Annotated in this window: 15 protein-coding genes; 7 read left to right on the top strand and 8 right to left on the bottom strand. The window is 35.2% G+C overall.

Features of this window, described 5'->3' with window-relative positions; all coding sequences use genetic code 11:
* Both F6K23_RS38120 and F6K23_RS38115 read right to left on the bottom strand, forming a co-directional pair.
* Positions 1 to 875: leucine-rich repeat domain-containing protein (locus F6K23_RS38120; protein ID WP_293166055.1), on the bottom strand; the 875-nt coding region annotated here is incomplete at its 3' end.
* A gap of 730 nt (positions 876 to 1,605) precedes the next feature.
* The gene (locus F6K23_RS38115; RefSeq protein WP_293166053.1) at positions 1,606 to 1,920 is read right to left on the bottom strand and encodes a hypothetical protein; all 315 of its coding nucleotides are present in this window, start codon (positions 1,918 to 1,920) and stop codon (positions 1,606 to 1,608) included.
* Between the two features lie 107 nt (positions 1,921 to 2,027).
* Here F6K23_RS38115 and F6K23_RS38110 point away from each other — a divergent pair, with 107 nt between their 5' ends.
* From F6K23_RS38110 to F6K23_RS38100, 3 genes are all read left to right on the top strand, one after another.
* A complete protein-coding gene (locus F6K23_RS38110) occupies positions 2,028 to 3,230 on the top strand; it encodes an RNA-guided endonuclease TnpB family protein (protein WP_293166051.1) in 1,203 nt (400 codons plus the stop codon).
* Between the two features lie 158 nt (positions 3,231 to 3,388).
* Positions 3,389 to 4,519: a HetZ-related protein 2 gene (locus tag F6K23_RS38105; RefSeq protein ID WP_293166049.1), complete on the top strand. Its 1,131-nt coding sequence runs from the start codon at positions 3,389 to 3,391 to the stop codon at positions 4,517 to 4,519.
* A gap of 620 nt (positions 4,520 to 5,139) precedes the next feature.
* The gene (locus tag F6K23_RS38100; RefSeq protein ID WP_293166047.1) at positions 5,140 to 6,198 is read left to right on the top strand and encodes a hypothetical protein; all 1,059 of its coding nucleotides are present in this window, start codon (positions 5,140 to 5,142) and stop codon (positions 6,196 to 6,198) included.
* 714 nt (positions 6,199 to 6,912) lie between these two features.
* Here the strand turns inward: F6K23_RS38100 and aroF are convergent.
* The 5 genes from aroF to ruvA all read right to left on the bottom strand — a co-directional run bounded on the left by aroF (position 6,913) and on the right by ruvA (position 10,535).
* Positions 6,913 to 7,974, bottom strand: coding sequence for a 3-deoxy-7-phosphoheptulonate synthase (aroF, locus tag F6K23_RS38095; protein ID WP_293166046.1), 1,062 nt, complete (start codon positions 7,972 to 7,974; stop codon positions 6,913 to 6,915).
* Positions 7,975 to 8,149: 175 nt separating this feature from the next.
* The gene (locus F6K23_RS38090; RefSeq protein WP_293166045.1) at positions 8,150 to 8,326 is read right to left on the bottom strand and encodes a hypothetical protein; all 177 of its coding nucleotides are present in this window, start codon (positions 8,324 to 8,326) and stop codon (positions 8,150 to 8,152) included.
* A gap of 18 nt (positions 8,327 to 8,344) precedes the next feature.
* Positions 8,345 to 8,833 carry a PAM68 family protein gene (locus F6K23_RS38085; protein ID WP_293166044.1) on the bottom strand — a complete coding sequence of 163 codons (489 nt, stop codon included), beginning with the start codon at positions 8,831 to 8,833 and terminating at the stop codon, positions 8,345 to 8,347.
* A 10-nt stretch (positions 8,834 to 8,843) separates the two neighbouring features.
* Positions 8,844 to 9,113: a 30S ribosomal protein S15 gene (rpsO, locus tag F6K23_RS38080; RefSeq protein ID WP_293166043.1), complete on the bottom strand. Its 270-nt coding sequence runs from the start codon at positions 9,111 to 9,113 to the stop codon at positions 8,844 to 8,846.
* Positions 9,114 to 9,899: 786 nt separating this feature from the next.
* Positions 9,900 to 10,535, bottom strand: a complete 636-nt coding sequence (ruvA, locus tag F6K23_RS38075) for a Holliday junction branch migration protein RuvA (RefSeq protein ID WP_293166042.1) — start codon at positions 10,533 to 10,535, stop codon at positions 9,900 to 9,902.
* A 1,154-nt stretch (positions 10,536 to 11,689) separates the two neighbouring features.
* Between ruvA and F6K23_RS42575 the strand changes: the two genes are divergently transcribed.
* Together F6K23_RS42575 and F6K23_RS38070 are read left to right on the top strand one after the other, a co-directional pair.
* Positions 11,690 to 11,866, top strand: coding sequence for a hypothetical protein (locus F6K23_RS42575; RefSeq protein ID WP_367267945.1), 177 nt, complete (start codon positions 11,690 to 11,692; stop codon positions 11,864 to 11,866).
* A gap of 12 nt (positions 11,867 to 11,878) precedes the next feature.
* A complete protein-coding gene (locus F6K23_RS38070; RefSeq protein WP_367267946.1) occupies positions 11,879 to 12,961 on the top strand; it encodes an MFS transporter in 1,083 nt (360 codons plus the stop codon).
* A gap of 399 nt (positions 12,962 to 13,360) precedes the next feature.
* Here F6K23_RS38070 and F6K23_RS38065 read toward each other — a convergent pair whose 3' ends face one another.
* Entirely contained in the window at positions 13,361 to 13,603 is a 243-nt protein-coding gene (locus F6K23_RS38065; protein WP_293166041.1) for a transposase, read from the bottom strand.
* An 826-nt stretch (positions 13,604 to 14,429) separates the two neighbouring features.
* Here F6K23_RS38065 and psbP point away from each other — a divergent pair.
* Together psbP and F6K23_RS38055 are read left to right on the top strand one after the other, a co-directional pair.
* Positions 14,430 to 14,972 carry a photosystem II reaction center PsbP gene (gene psbP / locus F6K23_RS38060; protein ID WP_293166039.1) on the top strand — a complete coding sequence of 181 codons (543 nt, stop codon included), beginning with the start codon at positions 14,430 to 14,432 and terminating at the stop codon, positions 14,970 to 14,972.
* A gap of 222 nt (positions 14,973 to 15,194) precedes the next feature.
* On the top strand, positions 15,195 to 15,809 hold the full coding sequence (locus F6K23_RS38055) for a nucleoside triphosphate pyrophosphatase (RefSeq protein WP_293166037.1): 615 nt from the start codon (positions 15,195 to 15,197) through the stop codon (positions 15,807 to 15,809).
* The last annotated feature ends 173 nt before the right edge of the window (positions 15,810 to 15,982 follow it).

The raw sequence follows: 15,982 nt of genomic DNA, 5'->3' as shown, positions 1-15,982 counted from the left end.
TGAAAGTTATGTTGATTTGTTGTAGGAGAATTCCACTGATAAACTTCAATTCCTTTTGTGGAATCTTCATCTTGTAGTTGATAGTCTGGGTTTTGAATTTTATTAGCTAGAGTAGTTTTACCAGCGCTACCTTCTCCAATAATTAGTAATTTTGCTTCATAGAGATAATCTGTTCCTTCTTCTTTTATTTGTTGGAAATATTCTGTAATTGCTGTTATTCCTTGTACAACAATTTCTATTGGTGGAGTTTCTAAGGGATTACCACTTAAATCAAGCCTTGTTAAGTTGGTGAGTTTAGTGATTGATTCCGGCAATGTTGTTAATTGACTACTTCTTAAATAAAGCACTATTAAGTTGGTGAGTTTACTGATTGATTCCGGTAATTTTGTTAATTGATTACTTCTTAAATAAAGCACTATTAAGTTGGTGAGTTTACTGATTGATTCCGGTGATTTTGTTAATTGATTACTTCTTAAATAAAGCACTTTTAAGTTGGTGAGTTTACTGATTGATTCTGGTAACGTTGTTAATTGATTACTTCTTAAATCAAGCTTAGTTAAGTTGGTGAGTTTACTGATTGATTCCGGTAATTTTGTTAATTGATTACTTCTTAAATAAAGCACTTTTAAGTTGGTGAGTTTACTGATTGATTCCGGTAATGTTGTTAATTTATTACCACTCAAATTTAATATTTCTAGTTCTAGCAGTTCTAATTCCAAAATGTTAGTAATAATTTCAGTTAATATTTCATCATCTATACCGAAAATATTATTACTTAAATCTAACTCCTTAAGTTTTTTATCCTTAGCTATCTGTATTTTTTCTTGAACATTTTGTGGTATCTGATTCTGCTTATTTATTTTAGGAGAAGTCATAATTTCATAAAATATTTTTACGCTCACATAATACCTACAAATATAAATATTGATTTTCCATAACTATTTGGGGTTTGCTTATGGAAGTCTTATGGGTGAGGGTAGGAGACAGGAGAATAGAATTAAGAATTTCGAATTAAGAATTTATCAGAATTTAGAAGAGTTAGATAGAATTCAGAATTTAGAATTTCCTACGGAATGCTCCGCAAACAGAATTCAGAATTTATCAGAATTTAGAGGAGTTAGGAGGAAGAAATATCCCTTGATTTTTCTATCCTTATCTACTCAGAATTCTAACTTTTTTAGCTTTTTAGACCGAAAACCTTGCACCTTTTTTCACTCTAAAAATCCTCAAATATTTACAGATAAAGGCTTTGAAATTTAATCAGTAGAGCAATAATTATCCATATTGGTCAATCCTCTACCTAAAAGGGAAAGGTAATTATCCATTATCCATTAATCAACCATGTCTTTTGGTAAGCATTTCCTGCGGAATGCTGCGCAAACAACTATTAGCATTTAGCTAATTCCTTCTTCCAAGATAATGAAACTCATAGCTGATAGCTGACTGCTGACCGCTGAACGCTTACCTCTTAATAAAGCGATATAGCTGCCGCACTTACTCCGCCAACCCTTCAAAATCTTCTATATCTCAAAATCAGTTGAAAACTTAACTTTTACTTATAACTTCTAGTATTTTTCTTTGAATATTTTTAATTTTGTCAGGATTTTATGACAAAAAAGGAGAAAATTTTTCTGATACAGCTAACGAAGTTTCAAGACTTTTAGCCGTTTTCCTCCGTTGTGTGATACTATAAATCGTAGAAAAATCCAAGGGTAAGTATTGCTGAAGAGAATTTGAACGCTGCAAATACCGATTATTTCGTTGTTTTAGAGACAAATAGTCTTGTTTTCCTAAACCAGAAATGACAAATTTTTCTATCCTAACTTTTCCGCAGTTTGATAAATTGACAAATTTGTGGTATGCGGAAGAAAAAAGGACAATTATAACTGATGAGCGATCGCTCCACTCTGATCCAAACACTTTTTTGACCGAAAAAATGGGTCTCAAGCCTCGCCCTTCTAGGGCGACTTTTTAGTTGATTTTTTGAAAAAAATTAGTTACCTTGTTGTTAGTTGAAGAGTCAAATTATGAAAGCTAGATTTAAGTATCGTATCTATCCAACGCTGGGACAAAAATACCGATTAGCCAAGCTATTTGGCTGTGTCCGTGTGGTTTGGAATGATAGTCTAGCTTACTGCCAACAGAGGTATAAATCAGGAGAAAAGAAATCTGACTTATCAGAACTACAAAAGCTTTTTATTACTAAAGCTAAAAAGACTGAAGAAAGAGAATGGTTGTCAGAGGTTTCTAACATACCATTGCAGCAATCATTGAATGATTTAAACCAGGCTTATCAAAACTTTTTTAAATCAACTCAAGGCAAGAGAAAAGGTAGACCTGTTAGACCTCCTAAATTTAAAAGTAGAAAGTCAAAGCAAACTGCTAGGTTTACAAAAGGTGGGTTTAAAGTTAGCCAGCATAAAGTTTATTTAGCTAAGATTGGAAGGCTGAAAACTATTTGGTCAAGAGAGTTGCCTAGTGAGCCTAGCTCCGTAACAGTAATTAAAGATTCAGCTAACAGGTATTTTCTGAGTTTTGTAGTAGAAATACAACCGGAAATCTTACCTAAAACTGATAATTCAGTAGGTATAGATTTAGGTATTAAAACCTTTGCTACATTTAGCGATGGTACGAAGGTTGATGCTCCTAAACCATTGAAAAAACGTATTAAAAAGTACCGAAAGTTAAGTAAGTCATTATCTAAGAAAACTAAGGGGTCTAAAAGGTATGAAAAAGCACGGGCTAGAGTGGCTAAGTTCCATGGTAAACTGAAAGATACAAGGACAGATTTTCTGCATAAATTATCTACTAAAATAATTCGTGAAAACCAAACAGTTGTTTTAGAAGATTTAAACGTTTCTGGTATGATTAAGAACCGTAAATTATCCAGAGCAATATCAGATTTAGGTTGGAGAACTTTCAGAACATTCCTAGAAGGAAAAGCAGAAAAATATGGTCGTGATTTTAGAGTCATTAGTCGTTGGGAGCCAACATCCCAAGTATGCTCATGCTGTGGGTTTAAAGGTGGAAAATTAGACCTTCAGGTGCGAGAATGGGAGTGTCTAAACTGTGGTGCAAAACATGATAGAGACGAGAATGCAGCAATAAATATATTAGTCGCGGGCGGGCAGTCCGAGACACTAAACGGACGTGGAGGCAAGCGTAAGACTACTGCCAAAGTAGCAACAGCCCGTGAGACGTCAACCCGCCGAGGAGCTTCGGCTCGGTAGGAATCTCCGCGCCTTTAGGCCGGAGAGGATGTCAAAGTGCATATTAAATCAGTAGTCAGAAATATTGCTAGAATGACTGAAAATATAGCTTTTGGTAGAATGTGGCAGAGGTAGATTCTGGCAAAAGCTAGAATTAAATATATACAATTAAAAATCTCATGACTTTGGCTCAAGCACTGGAACAAGAGTGGAAAACCAAACTTCAGGAAGACTACCCAAACCATAGCTCAGATATCCACAATAGTATTATTTGCTGGCTATTGGGGAATAATCCTAGTCGCTTAGACGAGCTGACTCCTACTCAAAAGCAAATGGCATCTAAAGGCAGAGAGTTTCTTTATCGAATTCTAAAACAAAGATATTTGGACATTCCCCCAGAGCGAGCTTATCGAAACTTAATGCAGCGCTTGAGTGGCCTAGTCATGCTGCGACAAAAAATACGAGCATGGGTAAATACCAGTCGCGATCGCCAACGAAGTGTAATTGACGTCCTACAGGAAGTGATCCAAGAGATGCTCAATAGCGATCGCTACCTCCAGCAGCAAATGGCCAAAATCAGTGAATGTACAAAAAATCCCAATCTCCGCAACTCTCTATTATTAGCCAGTGTAGAAGAATATTGTATTAGACCGATTCGTAATCAGCCATTGCTGGTATATAGATTTGTTAATTATCTACGTCGAACTCAAAGAGGTGGCCTAACTCAAGTACCTGTAAAAGAATGGGTGAAATTAATCTCGGAAGATATTAGTCCTGGTGATACGGAAGACCGAGTCAGTTTGCTGGATGCTGTAGTGACTTCAGGGTATCAAGATACTGAAGAAATGGAGCAACAACATTTGCTCCGCTCTAAAGTCCAGGAGGAATTTGAGAAATATTTGGTGGAAAAAGTTGATTCCAAGGCAGCAGAATGGTTAAAGCTTTATCTTCGAGGCAATACTCAAGAAGAAATTGCTCAAGCTTTAGATATGCCTATCAGACAAGTATATAGGTTACGAGAAAAGGTCAGTTATCATGCAATTCGTGTTTTTGCAGTTAAACAACAACCAGAATTAGTAGCTAGTTGGTTAGAGATTTCTCTGAATGAGCATGGCTTAGGTTTGACTTCTCATCAATGGCAAGAATATTGGCAAAATCTTAATCCTCAACAACGTCATTTAATTGAAGGCTTAAAATCAGGTGCCAGTGTAGAGGAAATTGCTAAACACTTAAACTTGAGAATTAACCAAGTTGTTAGTGAATGGACGAAACTATACTTATCTGCTCAATCCTTACGAAATAGTTCTTAGCCCCCATCAAGACTAAGATTGTAGCTAGGATAATTTAACCAAGATTATTCAAATATTAATTGAGTCTTTGACTACTCCCCGGACTCAAGTCACAGGGATTCTAAGTAGATACTACGGAACAGGATAAATCCGTGTTACTTCGTCTATTCTTAGCTGACCAAAGATATATTCTTTGGGGACAAGTCAAAGTGCCCCTACACAGTAGGCTAAGGCCAATGCCTAGCGTTCTGCTTACTTTTTGTTGATATAAATAGCACAGGACAACTAAAGTTGTCTAGTCTAAACGACTCCCTTCAACGTCGCTTTTCGGTAATTTTTAGGATAATATAGTCTTAATAAGTAGCGTATCAAGTATTGAAGTTTTTAGATACTTGGACTATGTAATTGGCACATTTAGTGTAATTTTTTTAGAAATCTTTTGCAGATGGTAAAACTACACCAATATATATGGTAACTGCTTTATTATTACCATTTTTCTATTAACTCAGCTTCAATAGCTCTAGTGAAGACGGTTGTTGCCTATTTTAATCCTGATCGTTAAATAGATGATTTCTATTTATTAGTTTCAAACTAACAACTCAATAATGCCCGCATACAACAAAAATAATGGGGAAAAGCAAATGGATCATCCCCAGATATTTGCTTTAATTGACAATATATTACCATTTGAAGCTTGTCTACATTATCAAATTTTACCTCTATCTTTAGAAGGTAGTCGAGTTAGACTTGGTGTAGTTGACATCAAAGATTCTTCTGCTATAAATTATGCTCGCCGATTATTATCTTATTTAAATTGTTCACTGGTAATGGAAGAAATTTCCTCTGAAACTCAGAGGTCAATATTATCATCTTATTTAAACTATATTGGTCATCAAAAATCTGTAACTTCTAGTTATTCTCAACCTAAATTAGCAAAGAATAATCAGACTACTAAAAAAGGAGAAAATCAGCAATTTTCTGATAAAAAGAAGATAACAAATAAAGAGTTTTTCATTAAAAACTACCAGGATTCACAGCAAAAAAAACTTCAACCTGAAATTCAAAATTTATCACAAAATCATTTATGTGATATTCTAGAATTATTTATACCTAAATCTCAACAATCTATCTCTTTAGAAACTATAGCTAATTTAGAGCCTCAAAAGTTATTAAGAGAATTAATGGTAAGAGTTTTAGAGTCAGGAATTGGTAGACTTTATTTTGAGCAACAACAATCACAAGGAAAAATTTTGTGGAGTCAAGATGGAGTTCTAAAATCTGTAGTTGAAAACTTAGAACGAGAAAAAATTGAAGGTGTTATTAACGAGCTTAAAATTCTGACAAAAATGAGTTCAATTCCCATTAAAAAACCTCGGCAAGTAGAGATTGAAAGAATTTATCAAAATAATCATTTACTATTGCGTTTGAGAGTGATGCCAGGATCTTATGGAGAAGAAGCAACACTACAGGTATTAAGAGGAGCTGCTTTAAAATTTTACCAACAACAAAAGCTCTCCTCATTGAGTCAAGATACCTTGAAATTAGGCAAACAACTACAGATAAAAATCAATCAAATTTATTGTCGTCAACATCTAGCTCCATTTCAACTAGATAGCTTGTTAACTTTACAGAAGTTACTGGATAATGTTGAGCATCAGGTTGAATGTATTATTTCTCAACAAAATCATCAAAATTTATAGATATTACCGAATAATTAATAATTAATAATTAATAATTAATAATTAATAATTAGGGTTTGCTGAAAAAGTATGAGTGGTAAGAGTAGGAAGACCGAGTCAGAATCGGTGAATTTCCTACGGAATGCTCCGCAAACAGGAGGAACAGGGAATTATAGAGGAGGTAGTTGGAAGAATCGTCCCTTAATTTTTCTGCCATAATCTACCCAAAATACGCTCCTAAATTGAACCGGAACTACCTAAAAGCTAGAACTTTTTGATACCTAAAAATCTTCAAACCTTTATGTGTAAAGACTTTGAGATTTAATCAGCAAGCCCCAATTAAATAATTCAGCTTTATTAGTCTCCCCTTTCAAAGGAAAAAAAGCGGTCGATCTTCGGAACATTCCGAAGGGTGGGATGGCGAGGAAACCTACGCCATATCCAAATCGACCAAGAGAATAAATTTTTTCCTTAAGGATCAATCCTCTCCCTTTTAAGGAGATGTAATTATCCATTAATGAAATAAGCATTTCCTACGGAATGCTGCGAAACAGTCCATCGATATTTAGCACTCAGCTTTCTTTAGCACGAAGAGGATACGCAACCCATCCTAAAATTAAAATACAAGCTAGAAGTCGAGTATTTCAACCCAAGCTTTTAGCACGCTGAAAGCTGAAAGCTGAATGCTGAAGTGCTGAAGTGCTATCTGACCAACTTTTGAAAAAAACTCTACTACTATACTAAAACAGGCTCTTCTTGTGGCCACCGATTTACTGTTTTGCCAATTACTGCCATTTCCTGCATTAACCGATCAAATTTTTCAGGTGTCAGAGACTGAGGGCCATCAGATAGAGCTTTTGCTGGGTCTGGATGGACTTCAATCATCAGAGAATCTGTCCCTGCTGCAATAGCAGCCATTGCCATTGCCGGTACATATTCAGCCCGACCAGTACCATGACTAGGGTCAATCATAATTGGTAAATGAGTCAGCGATCGCAACACTGGTATTGCTGAGAGGTCCAGGGTATTACGAGCATACTGACGGTCAAATGTACGAATACCCCGCTCACAGAGAATTACATTTGGATTTCCAGCAGCTAAAATATACTCTGCAGCCATTAACCAGTCTTCAATAGTGGCAGCCATTCCCCGCTTCAAAAGTACAGGTTTGTCTTGGGCACCTACCTTTTTTAATAGAGAGAAGTTTTGCATATTACGGGCACCCACTTGTACCACATCAGCAACTTCAATCAATTTTGGTAAGTCAGCAGCATCCATTACTTCTGTGATGATACCCAGACCAGTTTTTTCTTTAGCTGCAGCTAGTAGACCTAAAGCACTTTCACCATGTCCCTGAAAAGAGTAAGGAGAGGTACGAGGTTTATAAGCTCCTCCACGCAAAAACCTAGCACCAGCAGCTTTTACCCGTTGGGCTGTTTCTATAATCATCTCTTCATTTTCTACCGAACAAGGGCCTGCAACTACAACTAAGGGGTGATGAAGACCAAAAGTTACAGGTCCATCAGGAGTAGATACTACTACTTCACTTGCTTCTCCATGGCGATATTCTAAACTTGCTCGCTTATAAGGACGTTCAACCCGCATTACCTGTTCGATCCAAGGACTTAGTTCTTGCAGTTGTAATGGATCTAGGTCTGCAGTATCTCCTACTAAACCTATGACAACTTTATAGCGTCCAACAATTTTTTCTGGTGTTAGACCCCAATTAGTTTTAAGGTCATTACAAAGACGGTCTATCTCGGCTTCTGGAGAACCAATTTTTGTTACTATAATCATTTTTTCTTTTGCAGTTAAGTTAGATGTGAGTTAAACTACGGTTATTTTGACAATACCTTGTTAAGCTTGACTTTTACCTGTTTCTTAACAAATCCGATATAATTTCAAGTTTGCTCTGTGGAGATAATATTTTTGCGTTTCAATCCATAATTTTTTTGGGAAGATTAAAATCATACTAGAGACGAGGTTTTCTCGGGTGCATCTCAATATTTAATATTTGCAAAAATCCTTTTTTCCTATATATTCCCTGTTGCCTGTTGCCAGATGAGCTGTTGCCTAAAAGCGATAAATTTTTGGCTTTATTCATGCATTGAGATGCACCCGTTTTCTCATCTCTATAACTATTAATCATAGATGGAAATTAGCTTTTTTATTTAGCTTCTTTCCTGGCTTCTTTAACCCGTTGAAAGTTAGTTTTTAGTTCTTGCAAACCCAATAAACTACCTTTTCTATCTTCATCCCAAGAAGCGGAAAAAAGACCATAACTCAAACCAATAACACTTAAACCAAAAAAGCCTATACTAACGAGCAAAACTGCTTGGTTTGGTAGTATCAAAATATCATTCGTAATAATAAAGTAGCTAATAACAAAGGTTAATAAAGACAATATTAGAGGTGTACCAGAGAATAACACCATACGACTTATCATCCGCCGACTAACTACTTCTGGGATAGAACTGTCTTCTTTGGGTTGTTGGCGTTTTTGATTACTAATGTTTTTCGGCTGATTTTTTACATTAGAAGACTTTTGCTCATCTACTGTTTTTGTTTTGGGTGAGGGAGATGATTTCTTACCTTGCTTTTTACGATTTTTAGCAGGTTCAAAAGGTAAAGGTTGACGTGATGGTTCTGAGGACATAAGTCAGCTTCTAACCTCTAATACCAAGGCGAGTAATTAATGCTTTATAACGTTCTTGGCTTTGTTTCTGGATATATGCTAATAAGCGCTTACGTCTACCAATCATTTTTAATAGACCTCTTTGGGATGAATAATCTTGCTTATTATTTTTTAAATGAGCGCTTAATTTGCTAATTTTTTCAGTCAGCATAGCTACTTGGACATCTGCTGAACCTGTATCTGTTTCATGGGTTTGGTATTCACCAATAATTTCTTGTTTACGTTGTTGTTTGAGAGCCATATATTTAACTTCTACTAATCTTTCTCAAAATTACTACAATCATTAACTATATCATCAAATACTTATTCTGGACAATATGGAAGAAGATAAGATTTTAATTAGCAGTGAGTCTGAATCTCTTGCTATTGCACTACGCAAATAGGGCGCAGAATTTTATAAATGACCAACTTTGAGCATTTCAGTTATCAGTTATCAGTTATCAATTATTAGTACCTCTCTCTGTCTGAAGTATTGGGTGAAATATTGAACTTGATTTTTTCAGGACTTACCGAAAAATTGGGTTTAAAGCCTCGCCCTTGTAGGGCGACTTTTTATTTTATGTGCAAGTGAATTGAATATGTGGTACAGTTTTATTAGTTGCCGAGGGGCACTCGGAAACTCTAAACGGACGTGGAGGGAAGCGTTAGACTACCGCCAAGGAAGCAGCACCCTGTGAAGCGTCAACCCGCCGAGGAGCTACGGCTCAGTAGGAATCCCCGTGCCTTTAGGCCGGGGAGGATGTCAAGCAGAACCACCAGACCTAGTAGGGGCGTTAACGATAGTTATGCGAAGCAAACGGCCGTTTGCCCCTACAGATGGTGTCTGACCTGATATTTTGCGTAAGTCCTGTTTTTTTCATCTCCTTGAAAGGGGAGGCTATTGACCTTATTTTTTGGTCAGGGATGATTTCTAACTTCTGACTTGCGCGTAGCGCTATAGTATTTTCCTGTATGACCCACATTCCGCTTACTTTTGACTTTTGACTTTTGACTTTTGACTTATATTTTATGGTGCGGAATGTGCTTTTCAAAGTTGAGTGGGACGACTCAACCAACTAATAGCTTCCCTGATCCAATCTTCTGGATTTGTATTTTTGGACATTTTAGCATCTTGACTAACAGCTTGCAATGCCTGTATTACCTCTGGACCTGTATAACCCAAAGCTAACAAAGTCATTTCTACTTCTTCTTGAATAGCGGGCAAAACTCCCACAGGTACTGATGTAGTTAAGCCAGCATCATGTCGCCACTCGGCCAATTTATTTTTTAATTCTAAAGCAATACGTTCTGCAGTTTTCGGGCCTACTCCTGGAGTTTTGGCCAAGACACGAGTATTTCCCCCAACAATAGCTTGGACTAAATCTGGTAATTCTAAAGTATTTAACAAAGCGATCGCCAATTGTGTCCCGATACCACTAACACTTACTAACTGGCGAAATAAATCTCTTTCTGAAGAAGTACCAAAACCATATAATAACATTTGCTCTTCTCGTATTTGTTGGTGAGTAAAAACTTTTATTTCTTCTTCTTGCTGTAAATTTTGAGTTAACCTCGGCAGAATTTGTAGCTCATAACCTACTTGATTAACTTCTAAAATTAGAGTTACACGAATACCACTACCTCTTTGAACATCAGCCACTTTTCCTTTGAGATAATTAATCATAAAAATTTATTTAAAGTTATTACGAAATTACATATTAACAACTGTCGAACCATTATTGAACTTACAACAGTTTTGAGTTAATAAGATATTAATTTTTAGGTAAGCATTTCCTGCATAATTCTGTGCAAACAGCTCTGAGAAGTTAGCGCTTCCCTGCGGGATGCTACGCAAACAGCAAAGAATGAATAATTTTTTCTAAGGTTGAAGGAGCATATCTTGGCAGTAACTTTTAAGTAAGCATTCAGCAGTCAGTTATCAGCTATAGTAATATGGTTTTAGTTGTGAGATATTGGAGATTTTTAGGCAACAGGTAACAGGCAATAGAGAAGAAGAAAAAAACAATATATATGAGTAAGATAACTGCTATACTCTATACTTTAAAGGAACATCTCAATTCTCACATCTGATTCCTGATTGCTATATCAGCTTTATTACCTTTAAAGGAGAAAAAATCAATTTTATCAAAGCTTCAGAGTACGAATCTCTGGTTGAGAATGTAGTAGAAATTAAACGAATGCTTGCTTCATTCATTAGACATCTCCAATCATAAAAAATCAAATCAATTATCTCACAGCAATTATCAATTCTTTCCTCCTACCCACTCTTTTCTGGAGATGTCTATTAAAAAGCTGATAGATGACCGCTAATAGCTGAATGCTTACAATGAGATATTAATTTTTAGGTAAGCATTTCCTGCAAAATGTTGCGCAAACAGCTCTGAGCAGTCAGTACTGAGTGCAAATAATGAATAATTTTTTCTAAAGTTGAAGAAGCATATCTTGGCAGCAACTTTTAATTATCTCTAAATTTTTCAATTATTTTTACCGAAAAATTGTGGTTTAAAGCCTCCTCTTTTAAGGAGATAAAAAGCGGTGGAGGTATGGTGAGGAAACTTGCGCCATATCAAATGAGAATATTCCTTAATCTCAAACCTCCTTATTGCAAGATGTGAGTTAACTTTTGCGTAGCATGAACTAGAAAAATTTCGACCATCGTAGGCTAACTAATAACTGATAACTGAAATAACCTGCTTCTCTCATCAATAGCTAATAGCTGAATGCTTAATGCTTAATTTTTTAGAGCTTTCGGCAACACAGAAAAGAGATTAAGATTAAACTGTATCTTAAATTATTTTAAAAAGTCCGATAATTTTCATGTCATTGCCAAAGTTTAATCTATCTCAATTATTTCCCAACTTAGACCGACAAATTTTAATTCTGGCAATGGGTAGATTATTATCTCAAATTGGTACAGGATTTACTTTATTCTATGCACCAATTTTTTTTGTAAATCAAGTTGGTTTATCTACAACTTTAGTTGGTATTGCTTGAGGCCGCGCTCAAATTTCTGGCATCGTTGCTCGTTTTCTTGGAGATTCTTTCAGTGACTCTAAATTTTTTGGTCGTCGGATAACTCTATTATTATCATTAATTATTTCGGCATTAGCTTCAGTAATAATGGCAATAGCTAATCATTTTTATATTGTAGTGATGGGTAATTTATTACTAGGATTAGGTACAGGATTATATTGGCCGGCAATGGAAGCAATTGTGGCAGATTTAGCAGTACCAACCGAACGTAAAGAGGCTTATGCTATTACCAGATTAGCAGATAATATTGGTTTGCAGTTGGGAATTATTTTTGGTGGAATAGTTGTGAATTTTACTGGTGCTTATAGAGCATTATTTATAGTTGATTCGATTTCATTTTTTATTTTTGCAGGAGTTATATATTTAGCGGTTAAAGAAACTTATAAACCAGTTAAATTAAAGCTGAAAATTGTAACAAAGAGGAAAAAAAATACTAATGGCTGGCTATTAGCTTTTAGCGATCGGAATCTAATTATTTTTGTGATGGTGAATGTTTTTTTTACTTTCTACATTTCTCAAATTCACAGCACAATACCTTTATATTTAAACAATTTTGTTTCCGGCAATTTTTCACCACTAATTATCAGTTCTATATTTACAGGACATACTGCTTTGACTGTTATATTTCAATTACCAGTTGCGAGAAAATTACGAAATTTTAGCCATCCTCAAGCATTAATAATTTCAGCAATATTATGGGGATTAGGATTTATCGTCATCGGTATTGCTGGAATAGTAGAAATAGGTAATATTTTATTGACTACTTCAGCTTTAAGTTTATTTGCTATTGCAATTATTTCTTATGTTCCTTGTGCCTCAGCTTTAGTAGCGGACTTAGCACCAGAATCTTTGCGTGGTATTTATTTAGCAATTAATGCTCAGTGTTGGGCGATCGGATATTTAATCGGACCACTATTAGGAGGATGGGTGTTAGATCGAACACAAATTGTGGTGAAAATATTCTGGTTATCAATGGTAATAACTGTGGGAATTACTGTGGGTATTTTGCAATATCTTGACCGCAGATTGAGGAATGAAAATTTGGCTAATAAGTAAGCATTCAGTATTCAGCAGTCAGTTATCAGCTATTCCTACGGAATGCTGCGCAAACAGCTTTATTACCTTTAGTAGACAATTTAAGCTCGTTGTTCTTGTGCTTCAATTCTTTATTTAAAATGTAGTATAAGTTAAGCAAATACTTGCTTTATTCATTAAAAAGCTGAATACGAGTGCATTACCGGGACTTTAGCAAATTTCAAACCCAAACAAATCCCAAACTCTCTTGATGAGCGATAAATACGTCGATTTTTTCATCTAACCACTTGATAAAACGGTAAGATATCGCTGTACGATCAGGCTTCTAAAGTATCATTAAAAGTCTTTAACGGTTTGTTAGCCCAACGCCTTCTTATACCTCCAGTTAACTGATGCCAGATCATAAATTTATAAGCACGATCAGACTAAAATAAAATTCCTTTTTAAGCTGATTTGATCTGTGAGTTGATATTCTCTTAGCCCTAACCATCCTTTGGCTTCCCTGTAGAAAACTTCCACCCAATTTCTCTGAGAATAAGTAGAACATATCCCCTCTGGAGTTACATATTTGTCTTCGATATTAGTAATATAATAGTTAATCTCAGTGGCATCAGAAAAATTTTTAGCATTGATCACGATAGCTATAGTTTTTTGACCTGACATCGGAGAGAGTTGTACTTCTAATGTGGCTACTCAAACTTCGTGATTCATTTTTTGTGCTTAGTTGAACTAAGTTGAATGCTTGTGAGTATATACTTTCAGCTAACTGGTATAATCTAATTTCCTCTTTAATATTATCCTGTTTTTTGATGATTACTTTTTCCTACGGAATGCTACGCAAACGATTTTTAGCTAATCCTCCTATATAAGTTAAATTTAAGTTAAATTTATTTTTTCTAGTTGATTCAAGAATGATGTATTGTTACCATATCCCCCATCAATTAACACAATTTTTAGCCGATGTCCTCGCTTACAAACATTGGTCAACTAGAGACATTGCTAAGTCCGGTTTCTTAACAAATTCTGGGTCTTTTTTTCCTCAAGGTAAAGAATCTGCTTTTTGATATAAAGCTATATCTAAAGGTAGACTTTTTACTCCATCATCAAGATGAGTATTCAACAATGAATAATTAATAATTAATAATTAATAATTACCTCTCCTTAAAAAGAAGAGGATTGACTAATCATGAAAATTTTTCTTTATTATCCCCTTAAAAGGGGAGGCTTTAAACCACAATTTTGCGGTAAAGCCTCCTTATTGCAGAGGTACTGATAACTGATAACTGATAACTGATAACTGAAATTACCCTGGATCCTGATTGAAAAAAATCAATTCTTGAAGTTGATTAAATTCACAAACCTGTTAAATTAATCAAGATTTAATGAGACAATACATACAATACATTGTACTTGAGTGTCGGGACTGAACAATTTCATTCAACCTCACTCTCACTATATAGAATACCAAATAGAATACCAAGAAGAAAAAATGTTAAAAAAAATTCTGGCCTTATTTTTAGTAGCGATCGCTCTGATACTAACAGGTTGTGTTTCTATTGGAGGTGGACTACAAAGCTTCGTGGATACAACTGATGGTTATGAGTTCCTTTATCCTAATGGTTGGCTCGAAGTCAAAGTATCTGACGGCCCAGATATAGTATTTCATGACTTAGTTGAGGCCACTGAGAATGTTAGTGTGGTTATTAGTCCTGTAGTCGGAGACCAAACTTTGGCTGACTTGGGTACTCCGACTGAAGTAGGATATAAACTGAGTAAAAATGCCATTGCACCAACAGACTCTGGTCGGGAAGCAGAATTAGTAAGTGCAGAGGCACGAGAATATAAAGCTAAAACATATTATAAATTGGAATATGCTGTTCAATTAGCTGATGGGAGAAAGCGTCATAACTTAGCAAGTGTAGGAGTTAGTCGAGGTAAACTTTTTACTATCAATATTTCAACTACTGAAGCACGTTGGCAAAAAGTGCATGGTAAGTTTGAGCAAGTTATTAACTCTTTCTCTATATATTAGTGAGAAAATTTTATATTAGTCAGGACTAGCAATTTTTTAAGTTTTCCTATCTTAAAAAAGATCGTTAAATATAGGTTATAGTCCTGACAAATTATCAATGTTGGTAGTCCTGTATAGTAATGGTGAATGGTGGCTGAAATGCTTGCTATACCGTTACCGAAAAAATTACAATGCACCACTACCTCAATGTTTTATGGAATATTTGTTTGCTTGCTTGAAAATATGAAAACTCCAACGTTCATATTAGCTTCGTCATCATCAGCGAGACTTCGCTTATTACAAACTATTGGTATTCATCCTATAGTTATGCCTAGTAACTTTGATGAATCAACAGTTAAATTAATAGAACCTCGAAAATTGGTAGAAACATTAGCCCAAGCTAAAGCAGAAACAATAGCTAATTCTCTAATCAAAGAAAACTTATCTAAAACACAATCAAATTTAATTTTAGGATGTGATTCAGTATTAGTTATTGACGACGAAATTTATGGTAAACCTGCTGATGCTCAAGAAGCGATCGCTCGATGGCAAAAAATGCGCGGTCGAGTTGGTCAATTGTACACAGGTCATGCTTTAATTGATCTAGTTAAAAATCAAACTCTCGTAATTTGTAGAATGACAAAAGTTCATTTTGCTCTGGTTAACGACCGGGAAATAGAAGCTTATATTGCGACTGGGGAACCTTTAAAATGTGCTGGTTGTTTTGCCATAGAAGGCAAAGGTGGTTTATTTATTGAAAAAATAGAAGGTTGTCATACTAATGTAATTGGTTTAAGTCTACCATTATTGAGAGTTATGCTAAATAGTCTAGGATATCAAGTGAGTAACTTTTGGTAGGTTATAAAATATCCGATTTTTTAATCTAATAATTATTCTAAATTGAAGAGTTTCGACTTAGTTAACAATTTGCGCAATTTATCGACATAATACGATAGTTCTCACAGGCAAGTAGTAACGAGGGTGAAATTTGTATCTTCTGCACTAATCCCTGCTATTCGCATTTCTGGCAG

It is taken from the genome of Okeania sp. SIO2C9, from assembly GCF_010672455.1.
GTDB lineage: Bacteria > Cyanobacteriota > Cyanobacteriia > Cyanobacteriales > Microcoleaceae > Okeania.
Note: the sequence above shows the minus strand (reverse complement) of the source record. Positions and strands in the feature narration are given on the sequence as shown.